Here is a 15,515-nt window from a genome sequence, read left to right on the forward strand (position 1 = left end):
CAGCTACCGAAGCTTTCGCAATTCATACATCCACTCTTTTACCCACCGTGCGCAGTAAAAGAATGATAGCCGCGATACCCAAGATCAGACATCCCCACACGCTAAGTCCAAAGCCCGCAGGCAGGTAGCCGCAAACGATACTGATGCCGCAAACGACCAGCGCATAGGTCATCTGTGTGCTTACGTGCTCGATGTGATCACAGCCCGCGCCCATCGAGGAGAGGATCGTCGTATCCGAAATCGGCGAGCAGTGATCGCCAAATATCGCTCCCGTAAGCACCGCGCTGATGTTTACGCACATGAAAACGTGAAATTCCTCGCCGTTAAGTCCGTATTTTTGCCCCACGGCGTGCGCTAACGGTACGGCCAGAGGGGTGACGATACCCATGGTGCCGAAGCTCGTGCCGGTGGAAAATGAGATAAACGAGCTAAGCACGAAGATCACGATCGCAAGAGCAAAGCGCGGCGTAGCGTCGCTTAGAAGCTCGACCAAGTAGCGCGAAGTGCCAAGCTCCTTGATAACCGAGCTTAGCGACCACGCAAAAAGCAGGATTATAACGGTATTTAGCATACTTTTCCAGCCGCCAACCCAGACCTCGATCGCCTCTTTGACGCCGTAAATTTTCTGCGCGATACCCAAAACGACAGCGATGATCGATGAAAAGAGCGCGGATTGAAACAGCACGACCGAGGCGTCCGCCGCGCTAAAAGCGGTGCGGATCGAAGTGAAGCTAAGAGGAGCTGCTTTGACCGCCTCCAAAGTCTCGCCCTCTAGCGAGCTGTAGCCGTTGAGATAAAATCCTATGACCGAAAGGACGATCATCGCGCCTAGCGGGATCAGCGCGTTTATCTTGCGAAGAACTACGCCCTCTTTGGGTACGAAAATTTGATCCTCTAAATTTTTGATTTTAAAATCCGCAGCTCCGCTCTTGCCGCCGCGAGATGCGATCTCTGCCCGATACATCGAGCCAAACTCCCTACTCATCACGGCGGTGGCAACTACGAAAAAGATCATGAAAATATTATAAAATCTATACGGGATCGTCTCTACAAAGACGGTAAAGGCGTTTATGTTTTCTATGCCGATCTGCGAGTAGGCCTCTTTGATCGCCGAAATTTCAACTCCGACCCAGGTGGAGATCACCGCGATACCGGTAATCGGCGCGGCGGTAGCGTCGATGATGAAGGCGAACTTTGCGCGCGAAATTTTAAATTTATCCATAAGCGGTCGCATGATAGGGCCCACGATCAGCGCGTTTGCATAATCGTCGAAAAATATCACGATACCCATCAGCCAGGTGTAAATTTGACCCAAAACGGGAGTGTCTGCGTGCTTGCTAAGCCAGAGCGCAAGCGCCTTCGTACCGCCGCTTTTGGTCACCAAAGCGATGAGCCCGCCGATACACATAACCTGAAGCAAAATGCCCGCATTCCACGTATCGGCCATCGATTTTACCATGCGCGAGCATAGATCGGTAAAAGCGAAAAGCGCCGAAGCTGCGATATTTTGATCGACCATACCTATGAGAAAGGTTCCGCTTAGCACGCCCAAAAACAGCGACAAAATCACGTCTTTGGTGATAAAAGCAAGCACGATCGCCGCAACCGGCGGGATAAGCGTCAGTACGCCGTAAAGCTCGCTGTTTCGCACGGCGAGCTCCACGTCCGCAAGCGCCAGCGCGGGCAAAAAAATCGCCGTAAAGATAAGCAAATTTTTTAACATTTTAATCCTTGATGATTGATAAAATTTTAAAATTTAACCTCCGATAAGAGGTTAAATTTTAAAATTCTGCGCACTTTGCAGCAACTATTCGTATTCACGCGCTTTCTTTTACGGCGATTATTGAGCGCCTTAATCACGCAGCAAACTCTGCTATTTTGCTGCGTTTGCAATTTTGCGAACGCATTTTTAAGCAATTTATCGCGCAGAAAAATCTCTCCGGTGCAAAATACCGCGCGCGGCGTAATCAAAAGCATTTTATAAACGCGTATTAAATTCTATTTAACATAGCAAAAGCTTCAAATCAAGGTAAAATTCCACAATGATGCAACGCTTACTTTGTCGCAAAAGCGATAAATTTCTCGCGCAAAATTTGACGAAATCCCGCTCTTGATAGCAAACCAAAATCCTTTGGCAAAAATTTTATCGCGCATAAACGCACAAATATCGCCATTTTTAAAGCTCGTCTGCGCGTTTACAAAATTTCAGAGCATGCAACCTGCGCAAGCAAAGCGATAAAATTTTAAAGCGTTAAATTCTACCAACTCGCGCTCGAAAAATCCGCTAAATTTATAGAATTTACAAAGTGACAAAACTCTTAAATTTAAAGCTCATAAGGCTTTTGCAAACCCAAAACGACGACGAAGCGGCGAGCGACCCTTTAAATCAAACCCGCTAATTTTCACGCTCAGGCGCATCTTGCGGATCGCTCGTAAAATCATCGCTTACTTGCGTAGGACTTAATCCAAGCGAGCGCAAATAGCTCTGCGTAGCCGCTTCGCCACCCGCAAGCGCATAGTCTAGTGCATTTAACCCCGACTCATCGACTGCTTTTTCGTTTGCGCCCGATTTTACGAGCAATTCAACGATCTGCTTGGTACTTTTTTGCGCCGCAAACATCAGCAGTGTCTTACCCGCGTCCGAACGTTCACAGCCGTCGCTACGCTCGCCTAGCGACGCTAGAGCCTGAGCTTCAGCGCTGCCGATCTGGCGGACATTTACGCTAGCGTGCGAGTAGATTAGCAACTTTACGAGCTCATAATTTTTTGCCGCGGCGGCGAAAAATATCGGAGTTTGCCCAAGCGAGTTTTTATAGCCAACCAAAGCGCCTTTAGAGATCATAAATTTAGCGCTTTGAACGTTATTCATCGCGTAAAATAGAGAGTTTTCCTCACCCGCATTCACCTGCGCACCTCGCTCGATCAAAGCACCGCTAAAACGCTCGTCATATCCTAGCAAAAGTGCCAGATCCAGGGCATTATCAAGCTCGTAAATTGCAAAATCCTTGCTAAAAAGTAGCGTACGAAACTCATCTGCACCTACTCCGCCTTTTAGCGCCAGCTCAAGCTCACCGTAATCTCCCGCCTTGCGATCCTTTGCGGCGTATGCGATAAATTCCGCTATAACGGCGCTTGCCAGCTCATCGGCGTCGTTTTTATTAAATTTGGCGGCGAAATAATCTTTTAGCGCCTCCCTGGCTGCTGAGATCTCGCCCATAAACTTGCCATAAGCGATGAAATTTCCAATCTTGCGCTCGGAGTAAAATTCTAAGGCTTCAAGCGATTTTTCGCTAATTTGCGCGTAGTTTTTCTCTTTAGCATAGATCAAAAAGCCCTCGCCATCCATCCCCGCAAATGCCAAGGTTCGCTCAAGCCTTTTTTCGTTCAGCAAGGCTTCGTTACCGACACAATCGATATTTTCGTCCCTGATCTCAGAAGCCGCGCTTTTTAAATTTTGCAAAAATTCTGCGCCAGCTAGCGAGCCTTTACAGCCAAAATCGCTTTGCAGCAGCTCTTCGTCCGCAGGCTCTTTGCTAAAAAAGCCGCGCGGATCGCTTAGCATCTGCTCGCAAGAAGCGCCAAAAAGCGTGCCGCAAAAAACAAACGAACCCATTAGAATTTTTCGCATCGCTACCTCGAATTGCATTTGAAGCGTTATTTTACCTTTAAATTTATTTATTAAAACTTAGTGCGGGCGGTGGAATTTTATGGAATTCCTTTCAGCCTTATAAAATTTTGCGGAATTTTTAAAATTTTACGGCGCGGCGACGAGCAGCGTTAAATAATGGTAGTTATAGGCGCAGCAATGGAGGGCTATATGAGAGCACAGCGATCGGCAGGCTAAAATTTTAAAATTTACGCGCGAGCTAGCGGTAAAATAAAATTTTGCAAGCTGTACAAATCTGGCGGAATTCCGTGCTAGGTTTATCGTGAAATAAAATTTTGTAAGAGAAGCCCGTGCCACAAAATTCTACGCACAATTAGTAGAGAGATAGAATTTGCGAGGTAAAATTCCTCGCAGAATAAAAGAATTTTGCAGCGAGTAGAGTTAAATTTCGCCGCGCAAAATTCCGCGCCTAGCGCAAAATCCGCCGCGTTAAAATTTAGCGAATTTCAATCTGATGGAATTTAACACGACCGTTACGGAGCTAAAGCACATCGCTGCGGCGCCGTACATCGGCTTTAGAAGCACGCCGAGCGCTGGATATAGCGCGCCTGCTGCGATCGGGATACACACGGCGTTGTAAAACAGCGCCCAGAAGAGGTTTTGCCTAATCGTCCGCATGGCAGCACCGCCTAGGCGGAATAGATACAGCACGCTTTCAAGGTCGTTTTTTATAAAAATCACGTCGCCCGCGCCCTTGGCTACGTCGCTGCCGCCGTTCATCGCGATGCCGATACTGGCGGCTTTTAAGCTCGGCGCGTCATTGACGCCGTCGCCCACGAAAAGCACCCGCTTGCCCTCGTCGGTCAGGGATTTGATGAACTCATATTTGCCGCTTGGGAGCACTCCGCTTCTCACCTCGTCGATGCCAAGGCTGCGAGCGACGAAATTTGCCGTTTTGGCGTTATCGCCCGTTAGCATGACGGTTTTTACGCCGCTTTTTTGCAGCGTCTGAATGACGCTGCGCGCTTCAGCCCTGATCTCGTCGCTAAATGCGATGAAGCCCGCATACGAGCCGCCTATCGCGCAGTAAACGACGCCGAAGCCCTTGTCTAAAAGCTCCTCCGCTTCTACTTCGACGCCCGCATCCACGCCGCGCTCGCGCAGAAAGCCCGCGCTGCCGCAAAGAATTTCGCCGGTGGGATTTTTCGCGACGATCCCCTTGCCCGCGATGCTTTCAAACTCGCCGTTAAATTTAGAAATTTCGCCGAATTTCAGCTCGGCAAATTTTACGATCGCCTTTGAGATCGGATGCTCGCTAAGCTTTTGCGCGCTTGCTAAAGCGTAGAGATCTTGGGCGCTCAGATCGCTGAAGCTTACCGAAATTTCGCCCTTACTAAGAGTGCCTGTTTTATCGAAAACCGCGACGTCGGCGCCTTTTAAAATTTCTAAAATTTCGGGATTTTTGATTAAAATTCCAGCTTTTGCGGCGTTTGAGATCGCGCAAACGATAGCGATCGGCGTCGCAAGCCCTAGCGCGCACGGGCAGGAGATGATAAGCACGCAGATAGCGGCGGATGCGGCATATGAGAGCCGTCCGTCAAGCGCCATCCACGCTATAAAGCTAGCAAGCGCGATCAAAATCACCGCGGGCACGAAGATATTTGAAATTTTATCCGCAAAGCGCGCGATCGGCATCTTTTTGTTGCCCGCCTCGTTTAGCAGATTTTTAATCTCGGCAAGCAGCGTCTGATGCGAAAATTTCGTCACCTTCACGTAGATGACGCCGTCAGTGCTGACGCAGCCCGCATTTACCTCATCGCCCACGCCTTTGTAAACCGCCAAGCTCTCGCCGCTGATGAGCGAGGCGTCGATCTGCGCGCCGCCCTCGACGATAAGCCCGTCGCAAGGGATGCGCGAGCCGTTTTTTACGAGTACTTTATCGCCCGGCTTTAGCGCTTCTGCGCGCACTTCGGCTATCGTGCCGTCGTCTTTGATCAAAAGCGCGGTTTTGGGGCTTAGATCGATTAGCCCCTTGATGTAGTCGTTCGCCTTCATCTTGCTGCGCTCTTCTAAGTATTTGCCAAGCGAGATAAAGGCGATTATCATCGAGGCGGATGAGAAATAAAGATTGGTAAATTCATTCTGCGCGCCGTGCGTATAGACCCACGCCGCAGCCGTTAGCGAATAGGCAAACGCAAAAAAGCTTCCCATCGCCACAAGCACGTTCATATCAAAGCTTCTGTTTTTCAGCGAGCCGTAAGCGTGATAAAAGAAGTTTTTACCGCAGTAAAATAGGCTCACGCACGCCATCGCCGCGCAAAGTAACGCCTTTGGGACGAAGCCTAAAAAACCGCTCATCTCCACCGCCATTACAGCCGCGGCTAAAATGAGAGCGAGGATTAGCCTAAATAGCGTCGCTTTGAGGTTACGCCGCTTTTTGCGCTCCAAATCCTCATAATCCACGGCAATGTCGTAGCCTAGCTTTTTGATCTTAGCTTTTAGCGTCTCCTCAAGCGCCGGATCGGCAAGTACGAACTCGCCGCTGCCGTTTGCGAAATTTACGTGCGCTTCCTGCACCCCCTCGATCTTGCGACTTACCCGCTCGATCGCATTGGAGCAGTTTACGCAGCTCATCCCAACGATATTTAGAGTGATTTTGCTTGACATACGTTAGTTTTTAGGCCAGCTTTTCTGCGACGCTAAAGCCCAAATCGTCCATCTCCTCTTTAAATTTAGCCTCGTCGCGCGGATCTAAGCTTAAACTCACCACTCCGCTTGCCACGTCCACCTCGATCTCGCCGAAATCGTCCTTAAGCGCGTTTTTGATCGTCCTCGCGCAGTTTTCGCAGTGGATATTTTGCGCCTTAAATTTTACGCTTTGTTTCAAAGCCATGGGTCTCTCCTTCGGATTAAAATTTCAAAACTTATACTACTTTTTAATAAATTTTATTTCAACGCCCGCTCCTGAAATTTAAGGGTTTTTCGTTATAATCACCCGTTTTTAAATTTAAGTTTTAAGGAATTTTATGGGACGAGCTTTTGAATACAGACGCGCTTCAAAAGAAGCTAGATGGGGAAAGATGAGCAAACTTTTCCCAAAACTGGGCAAGGCCATAACGATGGCTGCGAAAGAGGGCGGCGAAGATCCGCTGATGAACTCCAAGCTGCGCGCCGCGATCGCTACGGCAAAGGCGCAAAATATGCCCAAAGACAATATCGACGCGGCTATCAAGCGCGCAAGCGGCAAGGATAGCGCCGATATCAAAACGATCTTTTACGACGGCAAGGCGCCCCACGGCGCACTTCTCATAATCGAATGCGCCACCGACAACCCGACCCGCACCGTCGCGAACGTAAAGTCGATTTTAAACAAAGCTAAGGGCGAGTTTTTGCCGAGCGGCAGTTTGAAATTTATGTTTTCGCACAAGGCCGTTTTTGAGACCAAGCTGCCGAGCCGCGACATCGAGGAGCTGGAGCTTGAGCTCATCGACTTCGGTCTTAGCGAGCTTGAGATCAACGAGTTTGAAAACGACAAGGGCGAGCTCGAAAAGACGCTTCTAATCTACGGCGAATACGAAAGCTTCGGCACTCTAAACGAAGGTATCGAAAAGATAGGGCTTGAGATCATCAGCGCAAGTTTAAAATTTGTCGCCAACGAAAAGCACGAATTTAGCGAGGAGCAGCTGGGCGACATTGATGCACTGCTCGAGCGGCTAGAGGATGATGACGACGTGCAGGCAGTTTACACCAACATCGCATAGGAGAAAAAATGGAAAACTTAAAAATTTACGACATTGACGCAGAGGCTTTGGCGCGCGATAAATACGCCGTGATAAAAACCGAAAAGGGTGATATGAAGCTGGAGCTTTTCGGTGACGAAGCCCCGCAGACGGTTACGAATTTCGCCAGCCTCGCGCGCAGCGGGTTTTACAAGGGGCTAAATTTTCACCGCGTAATTCCAAATTTCGTAATTCAAGGCGGTTGTCCGCGCGGCACCGGCACAGGAGGCCCGGGCTGGCGCATAAAGTGCGAATGCGACCGCCAAAAGCACAAGCACGTGCGCGGCGCGCTATCGATGGCACACGCGGGGCGCGATACGGGCGGAAGCCAGTTTTTCGTCTGCCACAGCGCGCAGCCGCACCTAGACGGCGTGCATACGGTGTTCGGTCGTATCGTAGATCAGCCTAGCCTAGCGGTTCTGGACGCGATTAGGCAGGGCGATAAGATCATTGACATCGAGATTAAAGAGAGCTTGTAATCGTGATTAAATTTAAACCGCGGGGCGCTAGACCGTGATAAAGATCGGCACGGACATAACCGCGGTGCGCAGGATCGCGGCGCTGCGCGCAAAATACGGCGCGAAATTTCTAAAGCGCATTTTGAAAAAATCCGAGCGCTCATCCGCGCTGCGCGACGAAAGTATAGCGGGCATCTATGCCGCCAAAGAGGCGCTTAGCAAGGCGCTAGGCACCGGCATCGGCGCGGAATTCGGCTTTAAAGACGCTAAAATTTACAAAGACGCCCTAGGCGCGCCGCATCTAAAAATACGTAAAAAAATCCGTAAAAAATTTCATATCAAATCCGCAAGCCTTAGCATTACGCACGACGTAAACGTCGCAATCGCCGTAGTCGCACTCGATATAAAACTAACGAAATAACGAATATATAAGAGGACGAATTTTGAAAAAATATCTTATTAATTTTCTAAAATTTATAAAGCGCCATTATATAATCTCTGCGATTTTTATCATCTGCATTTTGACTTTTATCCCTTATATGCCTATAAATATGGGTTTAAACTACGCCGGAGTTTGCACCAATCCCTTGCATTTTGGCATCTTATCGGATAATGAACTAAAAGAGATAGCGTTTAAGCAGTATTTGAAAAATGAGCATGCAAAGAGCAATTACCCTTTTTATGAAATCTTTTTAAGAGACAGTAGGCCGAAGGATTTAGACTTTGATATCGACTGGTGGGAAATTTATCGTAAGTGTAACGGCGACAAGCGCCCCGATGATAAGTGTGAATTTTGGAAAGTATCTAAAGAATTAAATTTAGAAAATCTATTGTCTATCGGCAGACAAATTTGTAAAGACGGGAAACAAGTCACGCAGATAGATAAATCCATACTAAAAGCTATAGATGATGAAGACGTGGTATATCCATGGGAGGATAACAAGCTTTTTAATGATAAAGGAGAACTTAATTATTCGGTTTATTACAAGAGAAAGTATCACGATGAAAAAACGCATCAAGAATCGGATTGGATATTAAAATTTTTTCAATATAACTCTATTGCAGTATTTAAATCCGATAAGAATTTCACTGCCTCTGATAAAATTCGAGGAGAAAGCGATAAGATCGTGTACATTATAAAGTATAGTGGAACAACAGGCTCGCTGATGGCAATGTTAAAAAATAGGAATTTTGATAGTTTTTGTGAAGATATCGATTCAATTGAAACGGGAAAAAGGGATCTAAATAAACTTACTTATCGCGGTACTACATTACTAGAAGATAATACGACAAAAACATGGACAAGCAATAATTATGGCGAGATAAGGATACGCGTAGATAACTGCGGGAACGGACTTGAAACGCTATATCATGGTCCTTGGGACTATTTTGAAGAATATATGAAACTCAATAAAATCAAATTTAAGGAGTAATCTATGTCAAAAATAGTAGGTATGAAGAGCGAAATCAAAATGGCTTAATGAATTTGACTTTGCAAAACTCTTAAATCAGCCGCAATAGTTTTTTCTACTAATAGGCTTAAAATTAAATTTCCAAATTCCGCGACAGTAAAATTTTTGAAATTTCAAACCGCGCCACAAAACTAAAATAAAATCAAACAAAGCATTACAGATTCAGGCGAAATTCTACGCTTTGCCGCGACGTCGCATATTCTAGCGCTAAGATTAAAATTCCTCGTAGAACCTAGTGGCGCCGCCTTTCCGCTACGATAAAATTTTACGGAATTTTTTGTGATTGCTCCATATAAATTTTAGATTAAAGCCGCGTAAATTTAAATCGCTCGCGCCAAGATATGATTAAATTTCAAGCGCAAAGCGCGGTCGCAACGCCGGCTTACGTCAAAACGCCTAAAACTACGACTAAAATTCCAAGCTGCGACCAAATTTTAGCGCGATAAAAACGGGCTACTCCGCCTTTTTTAGATTATCGGCGAGCAAAAACGCAAGCTCTAGCGCCTGATCTGCGTTTAGGCGCGGATCGCACTGCGTTTCGTAGCGCTGTTTTAGCGTCTCTTGCGTCACGTTAAATGAGCCGCCCGTGCACTCGGTGACGTTTTGACCGGTCATCTCAAGGTGAATGCCGCCCGCATGCGTGCCCTCCGCGGCGTGGATCTCGAAAAAGCTCTGAACCTCGCTTAAAATTTTAGAAAACTCGCGCGTTTTGTAGCCGTTTGCGGTCTTGACGGTGTTGCCATGCATCGGGTCTATGCTGTATAGGATCGCCCTGCCCTCGCGCTTTAGCTCGCGTAAAATTTGCGGCAGCCGCGCGCCGATCTTATCCGCGCCCATGCGGATGATGACGTTTAGCCTGCCTGCTTCGTTTTGAGGATTGAGCTTGTCGCAAAGGCGCAAAATTTCATCCGCAGTGCCGCTTGGGCCGATCTTGACGCCGAGAGGGTTTTTGATACCGCTTAAAAAATGCACGTGCGCATCGTCCGCGCCGCGCGTGCGCTCGCCGATCCAAAGCATGTGCGCCGAGCAGTCGTACCAATCGCCGCTGGTGCTGTCGATGCGCGTAAGGCACTCCTCATAGTGCAGCAGCAGTGCCTCATGCGATGTGTAAAGCACTGTCTCGGCAAGGCTCGGAGAGTTAGCGGCGCTCAGTCCGCACGCCTCCATAAATTTAAGCGTACGCGAAATTTCATCGCTGAGCTCGTTAAATTTAGCCTCCAGCTCGCCTTTTTTCAAAAAGCCCAAATTCCACTTATGCACCTCGTGCAGGTTCGCAAGACCGCCGCGAGAAAAGGCGCGGAGCAGATTCAGCGTCGAAGCGCTTTGATGATACGCCTCGATCATGCGCGCAGGATCCGGCTTGCGCGCCGCTTCGCTAAACTCAAAACCGTTGATTATGTCGCCGCGGTAGCTAGGCAAGCTCACGCCGCCAACCTCTTCGAAGTCGCTGCTGCGTGGCTTTGCGAACTGCCCTGCGATACGACCTACCTTCACGACGGGGCGACCCGCTGCGAAGGTAAGAATGATCGCCATCTGAAGCATTACCTTAAACATATCGCGGATATTATTCGCGCTAAAATCATTAAAGCTCTCCGCGCAATCGCCGCCTTGAAGCAAAAACGACTTACCCTCGCTGGCGCGCGCAAGCTCGGCTTTTAGGTTGCGAACCTCGCCCGCAAAAATTAACGGCGGCAACTTATAAAGGCGCTCTTTGGCGGCCTGCACCGCACTTTCATCCTGATAGATCGGCTGCTGTAAAATTTTATAATCTTTCCACGATGTCCTACTCCAGCTCATAGCCCCTCCTAGATTTCGTAAAATTTCGCGATTATACCCAAATAAGCTTTTATTAACCCAAAAAATCTTAAAATAGCGCCTTTAGGCAATTTGGAAGGAATTTTATGGAAGAAAACCGCACTAAAGGGCTAATGCTTGCTCTTGCCACCTTTGTTATGTGGGGCGTTTTTCCGATATTTTTCAAGCTCATAAAGGACGTGGATGCGGTGCAAATTTTAGCGCATCGCGTCGTTTGGTCCTTCCTGCTGCTGCTCGTTTTTCTCTGCTTTACGCACCGCTTAAAAAACGTCGCGCGCCTTCTTAGCACCCCTAAAATCGCTCTCACGCTGCTTTGTACGGGACTACTTATCAGCACGAACTGGGGCATTTATATCTACGCGGTAAATTCCGATCAAATTTTAGCCACCAGCCTCGGATATTTTATAAATCCGCTATTTTCGGTGCTTTTGGGCGCTTTGTTTCTGCACGAACGGCTAAGCGCGGCGGCTAAGCTTTCCCTGCTGCTAGCCTTTGCGGCTATCGGCGTGCAAATTTACGCGCTGGGTAGGCTGCCGATAATCTCGCTCGTGCTGCCGCTTAGCTTTGCATTTTACGGGCTCATACGCAAGAAGGTAAAAGTGCCTAGCTTTGAGGGGCTGTTTTGCGAGACGACGCTGATGCTGCTACCTGCACTCGCGTTTCTGATCTACTGCGCGCTGAAAGGAAGCGGCGCTTTCGGCTTTAGCGCAAGCGGCGCGCTGCTGTTTGCAAGCGGACTGATTACGATTTTGCCGCTGCTTACCTTCGCCGTAAGCACGCAGTATCTGCCGCTATCTACGATCGGCTTTATGCAATACATCAGCCCTAGCATGAGCATGCTGATCGCCGTATTTATCTACGGCGAGGAGCTTGAGAGCTACAAAATTTTGAGCTTTTCGCTAATTTGGTTCGGGCTCGCGGTCGTGGGCTTGGACGGCTTAAGGAGAAAAAATGGCTAATTTCGCTTTGATGTTCGCAGTCGCCCTTGCAGTGGGCGCGCTCGTGTATTTTCAGGTCCAAAAGGCTTCCGCGCGCGCAGACGCCGCAGACCCCGAACTTAACTCGCAAAGATATATGAAATTTTGCGATATTTTAGAGGGCAAACTGCGAGATCTAAAGCGGCTAGAGCTGCGAGAAGAAGGGGCTCGTGAGAGTTATCTAGACGGGCTTGAGGCTCTTAGCAAGGAGCTGGTTTACATCAAAACGATGCATCAAAGCAACCTAAACCCCGCCGTGTGGGAGGGCAAGCTATTTGAGTTTCTCAATAAAACGGATGCGCTTATCGAAAAATACGCCGCGGACGCAGAGCGCTCGCTGCAAGACTGGCGCAAGCAGCTGGAGATGGAATTTAAGAATTTGTAGCGCGAAATTTTAAGCGGCGAATTTCGCAGGTGTCTATATCAGTAGAATTTTAACGCCTAAATTTATATAATTTAACGCGCCGCAACTCTCGGAATTTTTAAAATTTACATACATGCCGGAATTTTGCAAACCGCTTGCGTCATGGCGACAAAATTCCATGCGTTTTACAAAGCAAAACGACGCAAATTTTAAATCGGCGTAATTTATAGAATTTTGCAAGATACATAGCAGCTGCGAAGCCGATAATCGCGTCTGTAAATTTTATAGAATTTACTCATTGGCGGACGCGGTATCTGCAGCCTTGGATCCCGCTTGCTCTAGTTGCTTAGACGCATCGCGCCTTAAAATTTTATCGTACTCCTCCACTCTTATCACCTTGCCCTCATACTCTATTTTAAGATAATATTCCAATTTTTCTAAGTGTAAATATCTAAAAAATTTATCCAAATCAAAGCCGCTTGCACCATTAGGCTCATTGCCGCAGAGCGCAGAATAGTGCTTTATAAGCGTATCGTAGATACCAAGCAGCGCCACATTGGGCGTTACCGAGCCGCATCTATTAAGATCGGGCAGCGAACCTTTGTTAAGCTTGATTACATCATTTTCCGAATACTTTGAGCGCTCCGTCATCATATATCTAAGCAGCTCATACCTAGAGCTGTTTAATAAAGTCAAATCTAAAATAATCTCATCGTAACAATAATCATCCATATGCTTTAGATATATTTTCTTATACTCCTTCAACGTATCCAAATCCTTACGGCAGTCATCGTATTTTTTTTGAATACGCTCATCGTCCGGAAGTCCTGCCAAATCGTATTTAAGCAGCAAATTTAGCATACTTGCGTCATATCGTTGCGGCAGCATCTGATAGATGGAGCAGTTCGGCTGCCGCTCATCTTTGCGGTGTTTGAGTGTAAAAGCGATACAATTATCGTCCGTCCAAGCGGTAATCTCAGGTCTTACGCCGCTGCTAAGCATAAGCTCCGTCATCTGCAAAAATCCGCCTGCTACGGCGTAATAGAGTGGATCGGATACCGCATTAGTACCTTCACTTTTAGGCGTTATGGAATATGTCTTTACCTGTGCGTCGCTAGTAACAACCAAATAGGAGTCACCGTATCCAGGGTATGTAAGCCACGGACGAACATATTTAACGCTAGAAAAGCTAGCTCCGTGCTTGAGTAGAACTTCCACGGCGGCGGTAGAGTTATTTTCGATAGCATAGCTTAGTGCCGAATGAGAAAAATCGTCCGTGCGGTTGATATCCGCTCCGTGATAGATCAGCTCTTCGGTGGTGTTTGCATCGTTGTAAAAGCTAGAATACATTATCGCCGTTATGCCAAAATGCAGCGGATCGCCCGCAGTGATGCGCTGCTCTCGCATAAATGCCAGAATACGAGCAGTGTCCTTGGAGCGCAAAAGCTTGCAGAAATACTCCATTCGCTCATCGCCATGCACTACGCACTCGTCCAAATCTAACTCGGCGCCCAGCCTTTCGTACCGGTACCTTGCTATTGCGGCGCGATCCTCGTCCGTTAGCGGCCGATTGGAGGAATTGCCGGAGGTTGTGGCGCGACTCGCCGTGGAATTTTGCGCGGGCTGAGTTTTGGACCTATCCATAAACGCACTGCCTGCGATCAGACAAAATACGCCCGCCGTAACAACCAAGCACGCTATGATGAGCTTGGATTTTATCTCTTTCAAAGCAACCTCCGCAAATAAAATGACAAATACTACCGAGTGTGAGCTTAGCCGAATATAAACAGACGGAATTTCACAAGGTAATTTCGCTTGAGCGGAATTCGCAGGGCGAGATTTAAGAGGGTAAGGCGCAAAATTTTTGCCTTCGAAATTTTACCGATAGAATTCCGCGTAGAAATATCGCAGAGGCGAAATTCTACCGACGAAATTTTATTCCAGCGACAGGCGGTTAGAATTTCAACAAGCGCTTCTACGCATAAAATTTAGCGCTAAAATTACGCCGTATTTGCACTCGGTATCGCTACGAAATTTAATGACGGCACCATAAAATATTGAAATTTTAGTTTTAAATTTACCGCCCCTTCGCATATCCTCCTAGATAAAAACCGTATAGTCCTTTTTAATATAGTCTATATTTATATTTTTCTGCAAAAAGTACTCTTTAACCTCGTCGTAAATTTGACTGCTATACAAATAAATCAAATAGTAGTGCGCCGATACCACAACGGAATAATATAAATATCCGCCATGCCACGGCTCATCGACTTTTATAAATGGGAAAATTTTAAATCCTTTTATGCCTTTATTTATGCAAAAATATATGACGAATTTTATAAATATATTCGCCACATACATGCAAAGCAAAAATACAAAGAAAAAACCTAACGAACCAATACGATAAAAAATTCTGACATTTTTGGTAAATCAGAAAAATATTCTTGTAGCGATTGAAGACTACCTGTAATAGGTACACCCTTTATCAATGCTTTCTCTGCTCGTTTATATCTCTTTTTTTTATTGGGGGGGGGGGGATTTGACTACATAAAATAATTTACTTTATCGATAATATCGATATTAAGCTTATTTAAAAAATATTCTCTTACATCTTTTGTATCTTCTTTTGAAACCAAAGGAACTATCTGTTTTCCGGTTCTTGTTTTAATGCATAAATATCCTGGATTATAAAATTCAAATTTTTTATTTTGAAGTATCGAAAATAGGAATATTGGCAAAAATCTAACGACAAGTATAGAAATGACAAAAATAATTTCTTGATAGCCAAAACCTGACAATAAGGAAATCAGACACAAAATAAAACATAAAACATTTATTTTCAATTTATAGTTTTTCTTAATAAAGCTATCATTGTTTATTTTAAAAATTTCCAACCCGCTTGATATGTTTTTAAAATATGTTATGTGCGAATTGTTGATAATAATATCGTTTTCTTTTGCAAAATAGCAATACAAGGCAAACAGGCACAAAAATAAAACACTTAAAACCATTGCCACCAATAACCAAAACTTTTTCTTCATGA

15 protein-coding genes are annotated in these 15,515 nt (G+C 46.5%); 7 read left to right on the forward strand and 8 right to left on the reverse strand.

Going from position 1 to position 15,515, the window contains the following annotated elements:
• Positions 1-22: 22 nt before the first annotated feature.
• From Q0198_RS03130 to Q0198_RS03145, 4 genes are all read right to left on the reverse strand, one after another.
• On the reverse strand, positions 23-1,723 hold the full coding sequence (locus tag Q0198_RS03130) for a Na+/H+ antiporter NhaC family protein (protein ID WP_297894850.1): 1,701 nt from the start codon (positions 1,721-1,723) through the stop codon (positions 23-25).
• Between the two features lie 672 nt (positions 1,724-2,395).
• Positions 2,396-3,646: an ankyrin repeat domain-containing protein gene (locus Q0198_RS03135; protein ID WP_297894852.1), complete on the reverse strand. Its 1,251-nt coding sequence runs from the start codon at positions 3,644-3,646 to the stop codon at positions 2,396-2,398.
• Between the two features lie 450 nt (positions 3,647-4,096).
• A complete protein-coding gene (locus Q0198_RS03140; RefSeq protein ID WP_297894855.1) occupies positions 4,097-6,274 on the reverse strand; it encodes a cation-translocating P-type ATPase in 2,178 nt (725 codons plus the stop codon).
• 10 nt (positions 6,275-6,284) lie between these two features.
• Positions 6,285-6,500, reverse strand: coding sequence for a heavy-metal-associated domain-containing protein (locus tag Q0198_RS03145; RefSeq protein ID WP_040304091.1), 216 nt, complete (start codon positions 6,498-6,500; stop codon positions 6,285-6,287).
• A gap of 133 nt (positions 6,501-6,633) precedes the next feature.
• On the opposite strand from Q0198_RS03145, the gene Q0198_RS03150 reads away from it, so the two are divergent.
• Genes Q0198_RS03150 through Q0198_RS03165 form a run of 4 tightly spaced genes read left to right on the forward strand, consistent with a single transcriptional unit; the run spans position 6,634 to position 9,277 of the window.
• Positions 6,634-7,368, forward strand: coding sequence for a YebC/PmpR family DNA-binding transcriptional regulator (locus Q0198_RS03150; RefSeq protein ID WP_177388917.1), 735 nt, complete (start codon positions 6,634-6,636; stop codon positions 7,366-7,368).
• A gap of 8 nt (positions 7,369-7,376) precedes the next feature.
• Positions 7,377-7,865 (forward strand): peptidylprolyl isomerase, encoded by a 489-nt coding sequence (locus Q0198_RS03155; RefSeq protein ID WP_297894857.1) that lies wholly within the window; start codon positions 7,377-7,379, stop codon positions 7,863-7,865.
• A gap of 34 nt (positions 7,866-7,899) precedes the next feature.
• Positions 7,900-8,265 (forward strand): holo-ACP synthase, encoded by a 366-nt coding sequence (gene acpS / locus Q0198_RS03160; protein WP_297894860.1) that lies wholly within the window; start codon positions 7,900-7,902, stop codon positions 8,263-8,265.
• A 22-nt stretch (positions 8,266-8,287) separates the two neighbouring features.
• The gene (locus tag Q0198_RS03165) at positions 8,288-9,277 is read left to right on the forward strand and encodes a hypothetical protein (protein ID WP_005872098.1); all 990 of its coding nucleotides are present in this window, start codon (positions 8,288-8,290) and stop codon (positions 9,275-9,277) included.
• A gap of 492 nt (positions 9,278-9,769) precedes the next feature.
• On the opposite strand, the gene Q0198_RS03170 is transcribed toward Q0198_RS03165, so the two are convergent.
• Positions 9,770-11,113 (reverse strand): class II 3-deoxy-7-phosphoheptulonate synthase, encoded by a 1,344-nt coding sequence (locus Q0198_RS03170; RefSeq protein WP_297894864.1) that lies wholly within the window; start codon positions 11,111-11,113, stop codon positions 9,770-9,772.
• Between the two features lie 104 nt (positions 11,114-11,217).
• Here Q0198_RS03170 and rarD point away from each other — a divergent pair, with 104 nt between their 5' ends.
• Positions 11,218-12,090, forward strand: a complete 873-nt coding sequence (gene rarD, locus Q0198_RS03175; protein ID WP_297894866.1) for an EamA family transporter RarD — start codon at positions 11,218-11,220, stop codon at positions 12,088-12,090.
• On the forward strand, positions 12,083-12,493 hold the full coding sequence (locus tag Q0198_RS03180; protein ID WP_297894868.1) for a hypothetical protein: 411 nt from the start codon (positions 12,083-12,085) through the stop codon (positions 12,491-12,493). Before rarD ends, Q0198_RS03180 begins: the two co-directional genes overlap by 8 nt.
• 270 nt (positions 12,494-12,763) lie before the next feature.
• Here Q0198_RS03180 and Q0198_RS03185 read toward each other — a convergent pair whose 3' ends face one another.
• Positions 12,764-14,200: an ankyrin repeat domain-containing protein gene (locus Q0198_RS03185; RefSeq protein WP_297894871.1), complete on the reverse strand. Its 1,437-nt coding sequence runs from the start codon at positions 14,198-14,200 to the stop codon at positions 12,764-12,766.
• An 87-nt stretch (positions 14,201-14,287) separates the two neighbouring features.
• Between Q0198_RS03185 and Q0198_RS03190 the strand changes: the two genes are divergently transcribed.
• Positions 14,288-14,464: a hypothetical protein gene (locus Q0198_RS03190; protein WP_297894873.1), complete on the forward strand. Its 177-nt coding sequence runs from the start codon at positions 14,288-14,290 to the stop codon at positions 14,462-14,464.
• A gap of 108 nt (positions 14,465-14,572) precedes the next feature.
• Here the strand turns inward: Q0198_RS03190 and Q0198_RS03195 are convergent, their stop codons facing one another.
• Both Q0198_RS03195 and Q0198_RS03200 read right to left on the reverse strand, forming a co-directional pair.
• The gene (locus Q0198_RS03195) at positions 14,573-14,827 is read right to left on the reverse strand and encodes a hypothetical protein (RefSeq protein WP_297894876.1); all 255 of its coding nucleotides are present in this window, start codon (positions 14,825-14,827) and stop codon (positions 14,573-14,575) included.
• 188 nt (positions 14,828-15,015) lie between these two features.
• The coding region (locus Q0198_RS03200; RefSeq protein ID WP_297894879.1) for a hypothetical protein at positions 15,016-15,515 on the reverse strand (500 nt) is incomplete at its 5' end.

The sequence above is a fragment of the uncultured Campylobacter sp. genome (genome assembly GCF_938045205.1).
In the GTDB taxonomy this organism is placed as follows: domain Bacteria; phylum Campylobacterota; class Campylobacteria; order Campylobacterales; family Campylobacteraceae; genus Campylobacter_B.